Source organism: Roseibium sp. MMSF_3247, assembly GCF_030733765.1.
GTDB lineage: Bacteria > Pseudomonadota > Alphaproteobacteria > Rhizobiales > Stappiaceae > Roseibium.
In genome coordinates this window covers 609,968-626,193 of the sequence record NZ_JASHII010000003.1, presented here as the reverse complement: position 1 = coordinate 626,193, position 16,226 = coordinate 609,968, and the positions used below count along the sequence as shown (strand labels likewise).

14 protein-coding genes are annotated in these 16,226 nt (G+C 56.0%); 13 read left to right on the top strand and 1 reads right to left on the bottom strand.

The genetic code is table 11. From position 1 onward, the window contains the following. Window positions 1-21: 21 nt before the first annotated feature. From ybgC to serA, 13 genes are all read left to right on the top strand, one after another. The gene (ybgC, locus tag RBB44_RS13195) at window positions 22-483 is read left to right on the top strand and encodes a tol-pal system-associated acyl-CoA thioesterase (protein WP_209179836.1); all 462 of its coding nucleotides are present in this window, start codon (window positions 22-24) and stop codon (window positions 481-483) included. 270 nt (window positions 484-753) lie between these two features. Further along, window positions 754-1,461: a protein TolQ gene (gene tolQ, locus RBB44_RS13190; protein ID WP_306147881.1), complete on the top strand. Its 708-nt coding sequence runs from the start codon at window positions 754-756 to the stop codon at window positions 1,459-1,461. A gap of 3 nt (window positions 1,462-1,464) precedes the next feature. Then, window positions 1,465-1,917 (top strand): biopolymer transporter ExbD, encoded by a 453-nt coding sequence (locus tag RBB44_RS13185; protein ID WP_040451020.1) that lies wholly within the window; start codon window positions 1,465-1,467, stop codon window positions 1,915-1,917. Window positions 1,918-1,923: 6 nt separating this feature from the next. Beyond that, the gene (locus RBB44_RS13180; RefSeq protein WP_306147786.1) at window positions 1,924-2,865 is read left to right on the top strand and encodes a cell envelope biogenesis protein TolA; all 942 of its coding nucleotides are present in this window, start codon (window positions 1,924-1,926) and stop codon (window positions 2,863-2,865) included. Window positions 2,866-2,911: 46 nt separating this feature from the next. Further along, on the top strand, window positions 2,912-4,261 hold the full coding sequence (gene tolB, locus RBB44_RS13175) for a Tol-Pal system beta propeller repeat protein TolB (protein WP_209174800.1): 1,350 nt from the start codon (window positions 2,912-2,914) through the stop codon (window positions 4,259-4,261). A gap of 130 nt (window positions 4,262-4,391) precedes the next feature. Further along, window positions 4,392-4,877: a peptidoglycan-associated lipoprotein Pal gene (gene pal, locus RBB44_RS13170; protein ID WP_209002513.1), complete on the top strand. Its 486-nt coding sequence runs from the start codon at window positions 4,392-4,394 to the stop codon at window positions 4,875-4,877. A gap of 232 nt (window positions 4,878-5,109) precedes the next feature. Further along, a complete protein-coding gene (ybgF, locus tag RBB44_RS13165) occupies window positions 5,110-6,045 on the top strand; it encodes a tol-pal system protein YbgF (protein WP_306147785.1) in 936 nt (311 codons plus the stop codon). Continuing rightward, a complete protein-coding gene (gene tilS / locus RBB44_RS13160) occupies window positions 5,984-7,396 on the top strand; it encodes a tRNA lysidine(34) synthetase TilS (protein WP_371932247.1) in 1,413 nt (470 codons plus the stop codon). Before ybgF ends, tilS begins: the two co-directional genes overlap by 62 nt. A gap of 181 nt (window positions 7,397-7,577) precedes the next feature. Continuing rightward, the gene (gene ftsH, locus RBB44_RS13155) at window positions 7,578-9,494 is read left to right on the top strand and encodes an ATP-dependent zinc metalloprotease FtsH (protein ID WP_133951456.1); all 1,917 of its coding nucleotides are present in this window, start codon (window positions 7,578-7,580) and stop codon (window positions 9,492-9,494) included. Window positions 9,495-9,666: 172 nt separating this feature from the next. Further along, complete coding sequence (gene glmM / locus RBB44_RS13150) at window positions 9,667-11,010, top strand: phosphoglucosamine mutase (protein ID WP_306147783.1); 1,344 nt, start codon at window positions 9,667-9,669, stop codon at window positions 11,008-11,010. 232 nt (window positions 11,011-11,242) lie between these two features. After that, window positions 11,243-12,058, top strand: a complete 816-nt coding sequence (locus tag RBB44_RS13145; RefSeq protein WP_166672791.1) for an outer membrane protein — start codon at window positions 11,243-11,245, stop codon at window positions 12,056-12,058. Window positions 12,059-12,216: 158 nt separating this feature from the next. Further along, window positions 12,217-13,395 carry a phosphoserine transaminase gene (locus RBB44_RS13140; RefSeq protein ID WP_306147782.1) on the top strand — a complete coding sequence of 393 codons (1,179 nt, stop codon included), beginning with the start codon at window positions 12,217-12,219 and terminating at the stop codon, window positions 13,393-13,395. A 78-nt stretch (window positions 13,396-13,473) separates the two neighbouring features. Continuing rightward, a complete protein-coding gene (gene serA / locus RBB44_RS13135) occupies window positions 13,474-15,060 on the top strand; it encodes a phosphoglycerate dehydrogenase (protein ID WP_306147781.1) in 1,587 nt (528 codons plus the stop codon). Window positions 15,061-15,099: 39 nt separating this feature from the next. On the opposite strand, the gene RBB44_RS13130 is transcribed toward serA, so the two are convergent. Then, complete coding sequence (locus RBB44_RS13130) at window positions 15,100-16,005, bottom strand: DMT family transporter (RefSeq protein WP_306147780.1); 906 nt, start codon at window positions 16,003-16,005, stop codon at window positions 15,100-15,102. Window positions 16,006-16,226 lie beyond the last annotated feature (221 nt).

The following is a 16,226-nucleotide window of genomic DNA, read 5'->3' as shown; positions in this document are numbered from 1 at the left end:
TGGATTTGTGGAGACACTATCGTGAGTGATTGGCCGGATCTCGCAGGCCGTTTGGACCAAAGCGGTCACGTTCTGCCCGTACGCGTCTATTATGAGGACACCGATTTCACAGGTATCGTCTACCACGGTGCCTATGTCCGTTTCTTTGAGCGGGCCCGATCCGACTTTTTGAGGCTGATCGGTATTCACCACAGTGAGTTGGCAGAAGGGGACGATGGCACATCGCTGGCTTTTGCCGTGCGCACAATGACCTTGGATTTCCAGAAACCTGCGAAGATCGATGATGTCCTGGAAGTGCAGACGTCTCTAGCCGAGTATAAGGGCGCCAGGATCAAGCTTGATCAACTCATTTACAGAGGTGATGAACTGCTTGTGTCGGCGGCAGTGACCGTTGCTGTCATTTCATCTGAAGGTCGGCCAACCCGTCTTCCGTCAGCCCTTTCGGAGAAGCTGCTAAAACACAGGCCTTCTGAGCAAGACTGACTTGGCTGTTCGCGGGCAAACGCTGACGCATAATTGAGCGCGCCAGCGGCAAAAATAAGCGGTTCGACCGGGTCGCGTTAATCTTGCAGTAACCTTAATTGATTCTTTTAGAAAAGCGCGCAATTGCGCGTAATAAGTCCCAGTTTTGACAAAATCAAACGTCAGAGAAGCGGTCGGCGAATAGGGGCGAATTCCCCCGTGATCGGTGCAATCGGGGCGCCGGTACTCTGAATGCAACACGCATCATTCGGCCGAGAGGTCATCGGGTTTATGGAAACACTAGTCGAAACGACATTGGCGGCGCCGAAAGGCGACCTTTCTTTTTATGGCTTGTTCTGGCAAGCGCACATTGTCGTACAGATCGTAATGTTGGGATTGCTTGCTGCATCGGTTTGGTGCTGGGCAATCATTGTCGACAAGATCATGATTTTCGGAAAGACAAAACGGCAAATGAACCGGTTCGAAACCGTGTTCTGGTCGGGTCAGTCTTTGGAAGAGCTTTATGGAACGCTGCACAATCGTGTGAACCATTCCCTGGCGGCGCTGTTTGTAGCGGCCATGCGGGAATGGAAGCGCAGTCATGAGGGCGCGCGCCCGGCGATTGGAAGCCTTCAACAACGGATCGACCGCGTTATGGATGTCACAATCCAGCGCGAGCAGGAGCGGCTGGAAAACCGGTTGCTGATCCTGGCGACCGTTGGGTCATCTGCTCCGTTCATCGGACTGTTTGGAACCGTTTGGGGCATCATGACTGCATTCCAGGCGATCGCGGCGTCTGAGAGTACGAACCTTGCGGTCGTGGCTCCCGGTATCGCGGAAGCTCTGTTTGCGACGGCTCTGGGTCTTCTGGCCGCCATTCCAGCGGTTATCGCATACAACAAATTCTCTTCGGATGTCGGCCGGGCGGTTGCTCGTATGGAAGGCTTTGCTGACGAGTTCTCCGCGATCTTGTCGCGGCAGATCGACGAGAGGGCCTGATCCATGGGCATGCAGGCCGGTGGTGGACAAGCAGGTGGCGGCCGCCGGGGACGGCGCCGGCGGCGCAGTCTTCCGATAAGTGAGATCAACGTCACACCCTTCGTCGATGTGATGCTGGTGCTGCTCATCATTTTTATGGTCGCAGCGCCATTGTTGACAGTCGGTGTGCCGATTGACCTGCCGGAGACACGTGCGAAGGCCCTGGAAGGGGACACCGAGCCGATAACGATTTCCATCAATTCGGCAGGCGAAATTTTTATTCAGGATACTCCGATCCTCATTGATGAGGTCGTTCCCAAATTGGAGGCGATTGCGGCCAACGGGTACGAAGAACGCATCTACGTGCGTGGAGATCAGGATGCTGATTACGGCACCATGATGAAACTCATGGGCCGGATCAACGCGGCTGGCTTTAAACGGCTCGGCCTTGTCACTCTGGAAGAACGGGACTCGTAACGCAGAATGCGCGCAGGTCTCATTGCGTCTTTGACCGGTCACTCGGTTTTTTTGGTCTGGGGCTTGATAGCCTTTCCGGACGCAAAGAGTTTTTCCGTTCCTCAAGTTGAAACGCTGCCGGTGGATCTCGTTCCAATCGAGGAATTTACGCAGCTTCGCTTAGGTGAGAAAACGGCTGAAGTTCGGGACGTTGCGGCGCTGCGGCCGAGCGATACACCGGCTGAAGACACCCCGCAACCGGCCGACAAACCTGGTGACAGTCAAGTTCAGCAGCCCTCGCCTCCCACGCCGGCGCCAGCGCCAACTCCGACGCCGCCTGAACCGGAACCAGTCGCAGAGCCTGAAGATGCCCCTGAACCTGCACCTGCGCCCGAACCGGTACCAGCTGCTGAGCCAGAGCCGGCCCCTGAACCGGAGCCTGTACCTCAGCAGGAAGCCGCACCGGCTGTGCAGCCGATTCTGACAAGCGTTGCACCGAGGACAAAACCGGCGCCGCCACGGCCGCAGCGACAGGAGCCGCGGGATGAATCTATCGTCAACGACGTTGCGGCCCTGCTCAACAAGGTGGAGCCAGCCGGCCAGACCGGGGGACAACCTGATACGCCTGCATCGCTGGGAACACGGCAAGGCGCGCCAAACATCCGCATGACCCAATCGGAGTTGGATGCGTTACGCTCCCAAGTTGCCATGTGTTGGAGCCCTCCTGTTGGGGCAGTGGGTGCGGAAGATCTGAATGTGCGGGTTCGTTTCAACCTGTCGCAGAACGGCGAAGTGTCCAATGGTCCGGAAGTCATGAATTCCAATGCAAATCCGGCCTTCCGCGCAGCAGCAAGCAGTGCGGTCCGTGCTGTGATGCGCTGCCAGCCATACAGCCTGCCAATTGCGAAATATGATGCGTGGCAGGAAGTGATTATCAATTTTGACCCGAGAGAGATGCTCGGGGGCTAAGCCGATTTCGCAGTCGGAACCCAAAGGTGAAGGAGCTGTATTGCTCATGCGTCAGATTTGGAAACATTTTTTAGGGTTCGTCGGGTCCTCGGCCCGCGTCCGCGGTGGGTTTGTTGCACTCCTAGCAGTACTCAGTCCGATCCCGGCCGCTGCGCTGGTTGAAATCGACATCACTCAAGGGAATGTCGAACCGCTGCCAATTGCCTTGCCGCAGTTCTCTGCAGAAGGTGGCGACAGCAAACTGGCCGCCGACATGACCGCGGTGATTGCGGCGGATCTCAAACGGTCCGGTCTCTTTAATCCTCTCGATCCAGCGAGCTTCATACAGAAGAACATGAGCGTGAATTCCACCCCGCGCTTTGGGGATTGGCGTACGATCAGTGCACAGGCGCTTGTGACGGGAACCGTGACAAAGCAGGCGGATGGCCGCTTGCGCGCTGAATTCCGGCTTTGGGATGTCTTTGCGGCAGAGCAGATGCTTGGGCAACAGTTCTATACGACACCGGAAAACTGGCGGCGACTCGCCCATATCATTGCGGATGCCGTTTACGAGCGTCTCACCGGCGAAAAAGGCTATTTTGACACGCGCATCGTGTTTGTCGACGAGACGGGGCCGAAAGACAAGCGCGTAAAACGCTTGGCACTGATGGATCAGGACGGCGCGAATGTTCGGTACCTCACCCGGGGTGATGATCTGGTTTTGACACCGCGTTTTTCGCCGACGAGCCAGGAAATCACCTACATGTCTTATGCAGGTGCGGATCCAAGTGTGTACCTCTTGAACATCGAGACCGGGCAGCGCGAGATCGTGGGCAATTTTCCGGGGATGACCTTTGCGCCGCGGTTTTCACCTGATGGACAGAGCGTGGTCATGAGTTTGCAACAGGGTGGCAACGCAAACATATTCAAAATGGATTTGCGGTCGCGGCAGACGACCCGCTTGACCAACACAGCCGCCATTGATACGAGCCCGTCTTTCTCTCCGGATAGCGGCCGTATTGTTTTTGAATCCGATCGGGGGGGCTCACAGCAGCTTTATGTGATGAGTGCAGCTGGCGGCCAGGCTCAGCGGATTTCCTTCGGCCCGGGGCGCTACTCGACACCGGTCTGGTCTCCACGGGGCGACCTGATTGCTTTTACCAAGCAGCACCAGGGCCGGTTCATGATCGGTGTGATGCGGCCTGACGGAAAAGGCGAGCGGATTCTGACAGAGGGATATCACAACGAAGGACCAGCCTGGGCTCCGAATGGCCGGGTTCTGGTGTTCTTCCGTGATACGCCGGGCGCAAACGGAGGTCCGCAGGTCTGGACCGTCGATTTGACCGGCTACAATGAACAAAGGCTGGAAACACCGGCATTTGCATCAGATCCGTCTTGGTCGCCATTGATCGACTGAGACAACGAATAACGAAGTGTTTACCAGCCTTATTGAGAGCGCATTAACCGACTTTGGCTAGAAAGCGTTTACCAAAATGTGGGGGCGCATTTGGAAAGCCGGTTTAGCGGGCTGGGGTAAGGAGACAGGAATGTTCAATATGGTGAGTGCCTCCAGCGGGGCGCGTTGGATTGCAGTCTGTTTTGCAGTCCTATTTGCCGCAGCGTGCGCGCAAACCAAGCCGGACGGGCTGGCGACCAACGTCAAGCCGGGGACCGGGCAGGATTTCGTGGTGAATGTCGGGGACCGGGTGTTCTTCGAAGAAGACCAATCCACCCTGAATTCGCAGGGGCAGGCCACGCTTGCCAACCAGGCAAAGTGGCTTCAACGGTACTCGCAGTACACGATTACCGTGGAAGGCCATGCTGATGAGCGCGGTACGCGCCAATACAACATCGCACTTGGTGCAAGGCGTGCGCAGGCCGCACGCGATTACCTTGTATCCCAGGGAGTTTCTGCCTCCCGGATCAAAACGATTTCGTATGGCAAAGAACGGCCAGTTGCCGTTTGTAACGACAACAGCTGCTGGTCTCAGAACAGGCGGGCAGTGACCGTGCTGAACAACGCGACCAACTGATCAGTGTCCGAATAACGCTAAAAACGCCGGGGTCAGCCCGGCGTTTTTATTTGCCCGGAGCAAAAACACGCCCTTTCCCGGTTTGTTTGTCAAAATTTGGCCGAACTCGGAGCGCCATTTGCGCTAGAATTCAGCGTGTGGCCATACGGGTGAGAACCTCTCCCTGCCAATCAGATGGCTTTCCATTTATCAATATTGGTATATGACAGGTGGCTGCACAGCGGAGGGACGAATGAAACAATTTTACAGGCTGGTATGCCCTGTATTGGCCGTAATGCTCATCTCAGTGGCAACGCCATCTCATGCGCAGCTTTTCGGAAAACGGAATGATGATTCCAGTGTCCGGATCGGACAGCTGGAAGAGCAGATCCGGGTGTTGACCGGTCAAATCGAGCAAATGGCGTTTCAGATGCGCGAATTGCAAGACCAGATGCGCCGGATGCAGGAAGACAACGAGTACCGTTTTCAGCAGCTTGAAGGCGGGACGCCTGGCAAACGGTCGGACGCTTCTCCTGGGCTGGCGCCGGATGGCACACCTCAGTCTGGAAGCCTGGTTGCACCTGGCGGCGGATTTGCAACCCTTCCTGCCGATGGCTCTGGAGACGGAGATTGGTCCCAATCGGGCGGATATGAAGCCGGTGCAGGCGTTCCTTCGAACGGACCGATTGATTTGTCGTCTCTGGCGCAAGGTCAAGTCGTGCCACCCGGAGGAGCTTCAGACTCCACTCCCAGCCCTGAGTTTTCGACAGACGATGACCAGATTGCCGGTATCATTGGAAGTGGTGACCCGCGGACGGACTACGACCGCGCGTATTCCATGGCAGTGAATGGAGATTATGCAGCGGCTGAGGCCGGATTTCGCACATTCCTGGAAAGTTATCCAGACAATCAGCTGGCGGCCAATGCGCAGTATTGGCTCGGCGAAAGCCTCCTGGCTCAGCAGAACTATCGCGAAGCTGCGGACGCGTTTTTGAAAACCTACCGGGATCATCCCGGCAATTCAAAAAGTCCGGACAGTTTGCTGAAACTCGGAGTTTCGTTGCGCGGGCTCGGCGAAACCGATGTTGCTTGCGCGACGTTTTCCGAACTCTTGAGCAAATTTCCAAATGCTGCGCCGGCGGTTTTGTCACAAGCGCGGGATGAACGCCAAAGTGCCCAGTGTTCGTAACCAGCCGGATCCCTATTCCGGGCTTACTGACCGGGAAATTGACCAACTATTTCATTCATTAAACAACTTTTCAAAGATTGCTCTTGCTGTCTCAGGCGGTGGAGACTCAGTTTGCCTGCTGATCGCCTTTTGTGAATGGCGATCGAGACAAAACTGGGAAGGTGCTTGCGAGGTGGTCGTTGTTGATCACAAGCTGCGTCCAGAAAGTTCTCAAGAAGCGTGCTTTGTTCGGGAATTGAGCGAACAATATGGTTTGCACTGCCATATTTTGAAATGGACGGATGACAAGCCGGCAACTGGCCTTCAAGAGGCTGCGCGCGACGCGCGATACAAATTGATCGCAAAACAGACTGCTGTGTCGGATTTTGAAGCCGTTCTTCTCGCGCATCATCTCGATGACCAGGCTGAAACGTTTCTCGATCGTTTGACCCGTGGAAGCGGATTAAACGGGCTTGGCGCCATGGCTTCAGATGAACCTGAAGGACCCGCCGGACTTCGTTTGCTGCGCCCTTTTCTCGGTGTACCCAAAAGCCGTCTTTTGGCGACCTTGGAAGACCGGGGTCAAAAATGGTGTGAAGATCCTTCCAATAAGAGTTTGAAGTACAAGCGCAGCCGTTTGCGGTCGATTTCGAGCACTCTCGCGGAAGAGGGGTTGTCGCCGAGTCGAATTGCCACAACAGCACGGCAGCTTAGGCGTGCGCGCGAAGCTCTGGAAACGGTCCTCGCGGAGCTTTTTCGTCAGCATGTCGAGGAACATCCGGCAGGACCGGTCAAGACTTCGACGCTGATGTTTCGCGCTCAGTCAGAAGAATTCAGGCTCCGTTTGCTCATACTCATGATCGAGCGGGTGACCGGCCGGGTTTATCAGCCGAAGTTGCGGAAGATCGAAGCCCTCGATCACTGGATTTTGAACAACAAGGTAGGGCGCCAAACATTGGGTGGAGCCGTTCTGGAAATGAAACGGGATACTCTATTTGCCTGGAAAGAAATCGGCCGATCACCGCCTGTGGTTCTTGAGAACCTCAGCGGAGAGGGGAAATGGGACGCCCGGTTTCTGTTCGATGTTCAGGCCGCCGAGGGGGCACCGTCGAACGGTATGACAGTCAGTCTCGGCCCGCTGTTCAATGCGCCGGTCGACCGGCGGCAGATTTCCTGGCCAAATGGGTGGCCAAAGGAGGCGTTTGAAAGCGCGCCGGTGTTCTGGATCGGAAACGGGCCGGTGGGTGTTCGGTCTGCGGCCTCCTTGATTTGGCATGATGTGCTGCGCGGCGGGTACGAAATTTCACTTCAGCGGATCCCCGTTCCGGCAAAATTGGCCGGTAACTATAGGACAGATCTTGAGGGGTCTTAGGATTTCCGCGGTTTTCGCGGGCGCAAACATCTGTTAGGGGTGTCTCTTAAGAAAATAGTCAGTGTGCATGCGCAATATGGCGCACCACCTTGGCATAGGGCTATGGGCGACCTATCTTCGATGAAAGAAATGTAACCGCGCGCATTCTAATAAAGTCGCGTCGGGCGGTTAAGGGATAGAAATGAACGCACATTTTCGCAACTTCGCGCTCTGGGTGATAATCGCCCTTCTGCTGATCGCTTTGTTCCAGCTGTTTCAGAGCCCAACACAGAACAGCGCAACGGACGAGATCGCTTTCTCCGAGTTCATGAATAAAGTCGATCGCGGCGATGTGCGATCGGTGACCATTCAGGAACAGAAGATCTCGGGCAGCTCGACGACGGGTCCGTTCCAGACGTACGCGCCCGAAGGTGCGCAGTATGTCGAAGAACTTCGCACCAAAGGCGTGTTGATCAACGCGCGTCCGCCGGCCGAAAGTTCACCGCTCCTCGGCGCGCTGTTCTCTTGGCTTCCGATGCTGATCATTCTTGGCATCTGGATTTTCGTGATGCGGCAGATGCAGGGCTCTGGTGGCAAAGCCATGGGCTTTGGCAAATCCAAAGCGAAATTGCTGACCGAAGCGCACGGCCGGGTCACATTCGAAGACGTTGCCGGCATCGACGAAGCTAAGGAAGATCTCCAGGAAATCGTCGAATTCTTGCGCGATCCGCAAAAATTCCAGCGGCTCGGCGGTCGTATTCCGCGCGGCGTGCTGCTGGTAGGCCCTCCAGGTACTGGTAAAACCCTGACCGCCCGAGCGGTTGCAGGTGAAGCAAACGTGCCGTTCTTCACGATCTCCGGTTCTGACTTTGTGGAAATGTTTGTCGGCGTGGGCGCAAGCCGCGTCCGCGACATGTTCGAGCAAGCCAAGAAGAACGCACCTTGCATCATCTTTATCGATGAGATTGACGCCGTCGGCCGTCACCGCGGTGCAGGCCTAGGTGGTGGTAATGATGAGCGCGAGCAGACGCTCAACCAGCTTCTCGTCGAGATGGACGGCTTTGAGCCGAACGAGGGCATCATCATCATCGCGGCCACCAACCGTCCGGATGTTCTTGATCCTGCGCTTCTGCGCCCTGGTCGTTTCGACCGTCAGATTGTTGTTCCGAACCCGGACGTGACTGGCCGCGAAAAGATCCTCAAGGTCCACATGCGGAAAGTACCACTGGCTCCCGATGTCGATGTGCGCACACTGGCACGCGGCACGCCAGGCTTCTCTGGTGCCGATCTTATGAACCTTGTTAATGAGGCTGCCCTACTTGCAGCACGCCGGTCCAAGCGCTTGGTCACGATGGCCGAGTTCGAGGACGCCAAGGATAAGGTCATGATGGGTGCAGAGCGCCGCACGTTGGTAATGACTGAGGAAGAGAAGAAGCTGACGGCCTACCATGAAGCTGGTCATGCTCTGGTTGCTCTTCATCAGGAAGCTTCTGATCCCATCCATAAGGCGACAATCATCCCGCGCGGTCGCGCGCTTGGCATGGTCATGCGGTTGCCGGAAAAAGATCAGGTGTCCTTGACACGCGCCAAGTGTAAGGCCGACCTGGCCGTAGCGATGGGCGGACGCGTCGCCGAGGAAATGATCTTCGGATATGAGAAGGTAACCTCAGGTGCATCTGGCGACATCCAGATGGCCACCAAACTTGCCCGTGCGATGGCGACCCAGTTCGGCATGTCCGACAAGCTCGGTCCGCTGCTCTACGGCGAAAACCAAGAAGAGGTTTTTCTCGGCCATTCCGTTGCGAAAAATCAGAGCGTTGCGGATGAGACCCAGAAGATCGTCGACGCTGAAATCAAATCCTTCGTTAACCAGGGATATGAGACAGCGAAGAAGATCCTTGGTGATCACGAGGACCAGTTGCACAGTATTGCGAAAGGTCTACTCGAATACGAGACGCTTTCAGGCGATGAGATCAAGGATCTTCTCGATGGCAAGCCGCCGGTGCGTGACACTGATGACGATCAGCCGATCGGTCGTTCCTCTGCGGTTCCGAAAGCGGGCGCAAAGCGCGGCGGCGATGAGCCGAGCGGCGGCATGGAGCCTCAGCCTCAGGCCTAAAACGCTCCTCTATTGAACAATTAAAGTGCCCGGTGTCTCACCGGGCATTTTTCATGTGTTTGGATAGATATGAACTGGCCGCCGATGGTAACATTTGCTCATAAGATGTGACACACGGCGCCGGTAATCTCGGTTACAACGACAAAGATTCTAAAACGACAAGGTTTGGTTTATGCGCAAGTTCTTTGGCACCGACGGTATTCGCGGACAGGCGAATGCCTATCCTATGACCGCGGAAATGGCTCTTAAGATCGGCATGGCGGCGGGCCTGGTGTTTAAGAATGGCGGTCATCGCCATCGTGTTGTCATCGGAAAAGACACAAGACTGTCCGGTTACATGCTGGAAAATGCGCTGGTGGCAGGTTTTACATCGGTCGGTATGGATGTTTTCTTGCTCGGGCCTCTTCCAACCCCGGCCGTTGCGATGCTGACCCGTTCCTTACGTACGGATCTTGGTGTCATGATCTCCGCATCTCACAATCCCTTCCAGGATAATGGCATCAAGTTCTTTGGGCCTGACGGATTCAAACTGAGTGACGAAATCGAGAAGTCCATTGAGGAACTCGTCGAAAGCGATCTGACACCGCATCTTGCAAGCGCTCAGGAGCTTGGACGGGCCAAACGAATTGACGGGGCTCAAGAGCGCTACATTGAAACGGCCAAGCGCACCTTGCCGCGTAAGATGAGCCTTGAAGGCCTGCGGGTCGTTGTCGATTGCGCCAATGGCGCTGCCTACAAAGTCGCGCCGGATGCCCTTTTTGAGCTCGGAGCCGATGTAATCCGGATGGGCGTGTCTCCGGACGGGTTCAACATCAACAAGGACTGCGGGTCGACCTCCACAGATGCATTGTCCAAGAAGGTTCATGAAGTGCGCGCCGACATCGGCATCGCTCTTGATGGCGATGCGGACCGGGTGATCATCGTAGATGAAAACGGAAACGTAGTTGACGGTGACCAGTTGATGGCGGTGGTTGCCCAATCCTGGCAAGCCAATGGCCGCTTGGCAGGCAATGGCATCGTTGCAACTGTTATGTCCAACCTTGGGCTGGAACGGTATTTGGGGGATTTGGGGCTCGGTCTTGAGCGCACGAAAGTCGGCGACCGTTATGTGGTTGAACATATGCGCGCCAATGGCTTCAACGTGGGCGGGGAGCAGTCCGGCCATATTGTGCTGTCGGACTTTGCGACCACGGGTGACGGTCTGATCGCAGCACTTCAGATTATGGCTTGTATCAAGCAGCAGGATAAACCTGTGTCAGAAGTTTGCCGCCGGTTTGAGCCTGTTCCGCAAATCCTGAAAAACGTCCGATACAAAGGCGGCGCGCCGCTTCAGCATTCCGAAGTAAAATCTGCGATTGAGGACGGCGAAGCCCGTCTCGGGACGTCCGGCCGTCTCGTGATCAGGGCTTCCGGGACAGAACCTTTGATTCGGGTTATGGCTGAAGGCGATGACGCGGATTTGGTTAAACAAGTTGTGAACGATATTGCCGGGGTTGTTGCGTCTTCCGCTGCGTAGCGCCTGCCCCCTCTGAGTTTCACTTACGTTCTTAACAATAAAGCCAGCTGTTTCAGCTGGCTTTTTTAATGTTTGGTAAAAAGCAAGGCGCAGGATTTACCATTCATTTACGTAAAAAAACTCGGTTAAAGAACACAGTTAAGTCAACCTTAATGAATACACGTCATTTTTGGCCTCGAGATTGGTGTGTCGGCAATGAAATGCAGACGCTACATCGAAAGAGGACGAAGACATGGATAAATTTTTTAAACGTTTGTCTTTGACCGGCTTTGCTGTTGTGCTGTCCACTGCGGGTTTTGCAGCAGACTTGCCGACGCCGGTCATTGAACACGTTCCGGTCGCTCCTGCGGCGGTCGGCGGTTTCTACTTGCGGGGTGATATCGGCTACAAGGTCTACGGCGACCCCAGTGGAAGTTTCAGCGACTCCGCGATCGGTGGGCTGCGCTATGAGCGCGAAAGCCTCGACAACACCTGGATGATTGGCGCAGGTGTCGGTTATCAGTTCAACCGTTACTTCAGAAGTGATGTCACGGTCGATTATGAAGCCAAGGCAACTGCAACCGGCTACGCGCCGTGTGGTGGCTGTGCGGCTGCAGGCCAATTCTCAACCGAGAAGGCCGATATCGACGTCTGGACGGTCATGCTGAATGGTTATGTCGATCTTGCGACCTGGAACCGGATCACACCTTATGTCGGTGCCGGTATCGGTGCGTCATACGTGAGCGCCAGCAACAAAACGTCCCTCAACCCGGACGGTACGTTCTCCAGCTACGACGGCAGCAACGGCGATTGGAATTTTGCCTGGGCCTTGATGGCAGGTGCAGAATACGCTGTGACGCCGAATTGGAGCATCGATGCGGGTTACCGGTATAAGGACCTTGGCGAAGCAAAAACCGTTAAGCTTTATAACGTTGGCACCGGTGAATCCCGTGAAGTCTGGGAAGACCTGACCGCTCACGAGTTCCGCATTGGTGCGCGCTACACATTCAACGCACCTGCAGCGGCTCCGGCATATTATCCAGCCGGCCCGATCACGAGCAATTTCTGATTATCCAGCACACGTGTTGGTGAAAGGGCTGGTCATCGACCGGCCCTTTTTCTCGTCTTTTTCGCAATTGAATTGACGTAACTGCCGTTCGGCTTTATCCCCATAGGTGGGCCACCCCTCCCCAACGAGGGGCTCCTATCTGTGAGGGTAGACTTGAAATGAGCATAGTTATCTCCAAGCCGGACGTGCGTCCGGCCAATCCTAATTTTTCTTCTGGTCCCTGCTCCAAGCGTCCCGGCTGGTCGCTGGAGGCGCTTTCCGATGCGCCGCTTGGACGGTCGCACCGCGCCAAGGCGGGCAAGGCCAAACTTGCGGAAGCTATTGAGCTGACACGCAAGGTGCTGAGCGTTCCAGCAGATTACCGCATTGGCATTGTTCCGGCCTCCGATACCGGCGCAGTTGAAATGGCCATGTGGTCATTGCTTGGTGCCCGGGGCGTCGACATGCTCGCCTGGGAAAGCTTCGGATCCGGCTGGGTGACCGATGTGGTCAAACAGCTGAAGCTGGAAAATGTCCGCAAGATAGAAGCGCCTTATGGCGAGCTGCCGGACCTTGCGACGGTCGACTTTTCGAATGACGTCGTCTTCACATGGAATGGGACCACATCGGGCGTCCGTGTGCCGAACGCAGATTGGATTCCAGCGAACCGCGAAGGTCTGACAATCTGCGATGCGACCTCGGCCGCATTCGCTCAGGAGCTGGATTTTACCAAGCTCGATGTGGTGACGTTTTCCTGGCAAAAGGTGCTTGGCGGTGAAGCCGCACATGGCATGCTGATTCTCAGCCCGCGCGCCGTCGAACGCCTGGAAACCTATTCTCCGGCTTGGCCCTTGCCGAAGATTTTCCGCCTGACCAAAGGCGGGAAGTTGATTGAAGGGATTTTCCGCGGCGAGACGATCAATACCCCGTCTATGCTGTGCGTTGAAGATTATCTCGATGCTCTGAAATGGGCTGACGATCTCGGTGGTTTGGCCGGTCTTGTCGCGCGCGCTGACGGCAACCTTCAGGTTCTGGCTGACTGGGTTGATCAGACGTCTTGGGTCGATTTTCTGCCGAAGGATCCTGCCAACCGGTCCAACACGTCCGTCTGTCTGACCGTGGTTGATCCGGACATTCTGGCGCTGTCCGATGAGCAGCAGGCCGCTTTCGCGAAGGGCATGGTTTCCCTGCTCGACGGTGAAGGCGTTGCCTATGACATCGGCGCTTACCGGGATGCACCTTCCGGTCTTCGGATCTGGGCAGGGGCAACCGTTGAGGCTAGCGATCTGAAAGCGCTGACGTCTTGGCTGGATTGGGCCTTCCAAACCGAAAAAGCGAAACACGCTCAGGCCGCCTGAGCCTGTTCTTTGAACAGCTAAGTCCAATGCCGGGCGGTACGCTGCCCGGTCAGGTATTGATGTCAAGGAGAGGCTCATATGGCCCCGAAAGTATTGATTTCTGACAAGTTGTCTCCAGCTGCCGTGCAGATCTTCAAGGATCGCGGCGTGGAGGCGGATTTCCTGCCAGACGTTGGCAAGGACAAGGAAAAGCTGCGCGAGATCATCGGTCAGTACGATGGTCTGGCGATCCGTTCTGCCACGAAGGTGACCGAAAAAATCATTGCTGCAGCGGACAACCTGAAGGTTGTCGGCCGCGCAGGGATTGGCGTCGACAATGTCGACATTCCCAAGGCTACGGCACGCGGCATCATCGTGATGAACACGCCGTTCGGCAATGCCATCACGACGGCCGAACACGCGATTTCCATGATGATGGCGGTGGCCCGTCAGATCCCGGCCGCTGATGCGTCGACCCAGGCTGGCAAATGGGAAAAGTCCCGGTTCATGGGGCGTGAGATCACCGGCAAAACCTTGGGCCTGATCGGTTGCGGAAACATTGGATCGATCGTTGCCGAGCGGGGTATCGGTCTCAAGATGAAGGTGATCGCCTTTGACCCGTTCCTGACGCCGGAACGGGCGCTTGCGCTCGGTGTCGAGAAGGTCGAACTGGAAGGGCTTCTCTCCCGGTCTGACTTCATCACGTTGCACACACCGCTCACTGATAAGACGCGGAACATCATTGATGCGGCCGCGATCGCCCAAATGCGGGACGGGGCTTACCTCATCAACTGTGCCCGCGGTGGTCTTGCTGATGAACAGGCTGTCCGTGATGCACTTGATAGCGGGAAACTTGCGGGCGCCGCTTTCGACGTCTTTGTCAACGAACCAGCCAAGGAAAATGTGCTTTTCGGCGCGCCGAACTTTGTGTCGACACCGCATCTTGGAGCCTCAACGGAGGAAGCCCAAGAGAACGTTGCTCTGCAAGTTGCCGAGCAAATGTGCGACTACCTCTTGAGCGGTGCTGTCCGGAATGCACTCAACATGCCGTCAATCACGGCGGAAGAAGCGCCGAAACTGGCGCCGTTTGTCCGGTTGGCCGAACAGTTAGGGTCTTTCGCTGGACAGCTTACTGAAACCGGCATTGAACGCGTTCGCCTGGAATATGCCGGTGCCGTCGCCGACATGAACGTTCAGGCACTGACATCGGCAGCACTCACAGGATTGCTGACACCGCTTTTGCAGACCGTGAACATGGTCTCTGCACCCATCCTGGCGAAGGAAAGGGGCATGCAAATCGAAGAGGTCCGGCGGGACAAGCAAGGGGCGTATGAGACCTACATCCGCCTGACTGTGGAAACCGAGCGCCAAAGCCGCTCCGTTGCCGGGACGGTGTTCGCCGACGGCAAGCCTCGGATCATCCAAGTGAAGGGCATCAATATGGAAGCTGAGCTCGGCGAGCACATGCTTTACATCACCAACGAAGACAAACCGGGTTTTATCGGCCACCTTGGAATGGAATTGGGCAACAACGAGGTAAATATTGCGACCTTCAACCTCGGCCGGACAGCACCAGGAGAGGAAGCGATATGTCTCGTTGAAGTGGACGCCCCGGTCTCAAAAGAGGTCATGGCCCGCTTGGAGACGGTCTCCCATGTAAAGCAAGTCAAGCCGCTTCGCTTTTGACACCAAGGGCGCCCGGATGAAAAGTCATCCGGGCGCTTGCTATTTTGCGGATGTGGATACTGGTTTGAAACGGGCGAAGAGCCGCCCATCAAGAACGACCAACCCACTTAACAAGAGTGCGAAGCCGGCAAGTTGGATCGCCGACAGTTCCTCGCCCAACAAAAGCCAGCCAAAGAACAAGGCGCTGGCTGGCACCAGAAGCGTGACCAGCGAAGCGTTGGTCGCGCCAGCTTCGGCCAGAAGCCGAAAGTACATCAGGTAAGCAAGTGCTGTCGCGAAGATGCCGAGCGCGAGAACGTTGAGCCAGGCAATGAGGCTTGGATCCGCCACGCTCCAAGAACCGGATGCGAACAGGGCGATCGGAGCCATGATCAGGGTTGAACCGGACAATTGACCAGTTGCCGAGATCAGGGGCGGTAGGCCTTTGAAGCGTTTTGCAAAGGTTGCTGCAAAGGCATAGGACAGCGCTGCTCCCAGACATGCCACCTGAGCCCATAAAGGGTCTGAGACTATGCCGGACAAACTGCCGGAGAGCATGGTTGCGACGCCAGCGATTCCCAGAGCAATACCGGTAATCTTGTGAATGCCGAGAGTTTCCTGGCGGAACAAAACGCCTGCTACCAAAACGGTGAAGACCGGTGTCGTTGCGTTGAGGATAGACGCAAGACCTGCCCCGATCACAGTCTGTCCTGCAAAGAGCAGCGAAAACGGAATAACGTTGTTCAAGAGGCCCATTGCCAGAAACGAGGCCGCCATCTTGATAGGAAACTGCTTCAGGGTGCCTTGGGCCCAGAGCACAAGCCAAAGGGCGAGGCAGGCGGACGCGACGCGGAAAAATACCAGCGTCAGCGGAGGGATCTCGGCAACCGCAACCTTGGCAAAGATAAACGATCCGCCCCAAATCGCGCCGAGACAAATCAGCAAGATCCAATGCTGCAATTTCATGTGGGAGCTCCAACCAGGTGAATGTCTCCCGGGTACCATGTGTTTTCGGATCCCGACACCCGAAAACCGAGTGAATATTGGACGCTCAGACTTGTCTTGCGCAGTGATAAAACGAACAGGCACCGGAATTGGGGAGAGTTTGATCGGTCGCTTGCGCAATTCTTCAATTAAATGGCTGGGAAGACTCGCGCGGCAAACCAATCCTGTCTATAGTCCGCGCC

What these genes read in the sequence shown, in the direction of transcription:
- tolQ (WP_306147881.1), top strand. Translation starts at nt 754, where the DNA reads ATGGAAACACTAGTCGAAACGACATTGGCGGCGCCGAAAGGCGACCTT.
- RBB44_RS13185 (WP_040451020.1), top strand. Translation starts at nt 1,465, where the DNA reads ATGGGCATGCAGGCCGGTGGTGGACAAGCAGGTGGCGGCCGCCGGGGA.
- RBB44_RS13180 (WP_306147786.1), top strand. Translation starts at nt 1,924, where the DNA reads ATGCGCGCAGGTCTCATTGCGTCTTTGACCGGTCACTCGGTTTTTTTG.
- tolB (WP_209174800.1), top strand. Translation starts at nt 2,912, where the DNA reads ATGCGTCAGATTTGGAAACATTTTTTAGGGTTCGTCGGGTCCTCGGCC.
- pal (WP_209002513.1), top strand. Translation starts at nt 4,392, where the DNA reads ATGTTCAATATGGTGAGTGCCTCCAGCGGGGCGCGTTGGATTGCAGTC.
- ybgF (WP_306147785.1), top strand. Translation starts at nt 5,110, where the DNA reads ATGAAACAATTTTACAGGCTGGTATGCCCTGTATTGGCCGTAATGCTC.
- tilS (WP_371932247.1), top strand. Translation starts at nt 5,984, where the DNA reads ATGCTGCGCCGGCGGTTTTGTCACAAGCGCGGGATGAACGCCAAAGTG.
- ftsH (WP_133951456.1), top strand. Translation starts at nt 7,578, where the DNA reads ATGAACGCACATTTTCGCAACTTCGCGCTCTGGGTGATAATCGCCCTT.
- glmM (WP_306147783.1), top strand. Translation starts at nt 9,667, where the DNA reads ATGCGCAAGTTCTTTGGCACCGACGGTATTCGCGGACAGGCGAATGCC.
- RBB44_RS13145 (WP_166672791.1), top strand. Translation starts at nt 11,243, where the DNA reads ATGGATAAATTTTTTAAACGTTTGTCTTTGACCGGCTTTGCTGTTGTG.
- RBB44_RS13140 (WP_306147782.1), top strand. Translation starts at nt 12,217, where the DNA reads ATGAGCATAGTTATCTCCAAGCCGGACGTGCGTCCGGCCAATCCTAAT.
- serA (WP_306147781.1), top strand. Translation starts at nt 13,474, where the DNA reads ATGGCCCCGAAAGTATTGATTTCTGACAAGTTGTCTCCAGCTGCCGTG.
- RBB44_RS13130 (WP_306147780.1), bottom strand. Translation starts at nt 16,005, where the DNA reads ATGAAATTGCAGCATTGGATCTTGCTGATTTGTCTCGGCGCGATTTGG.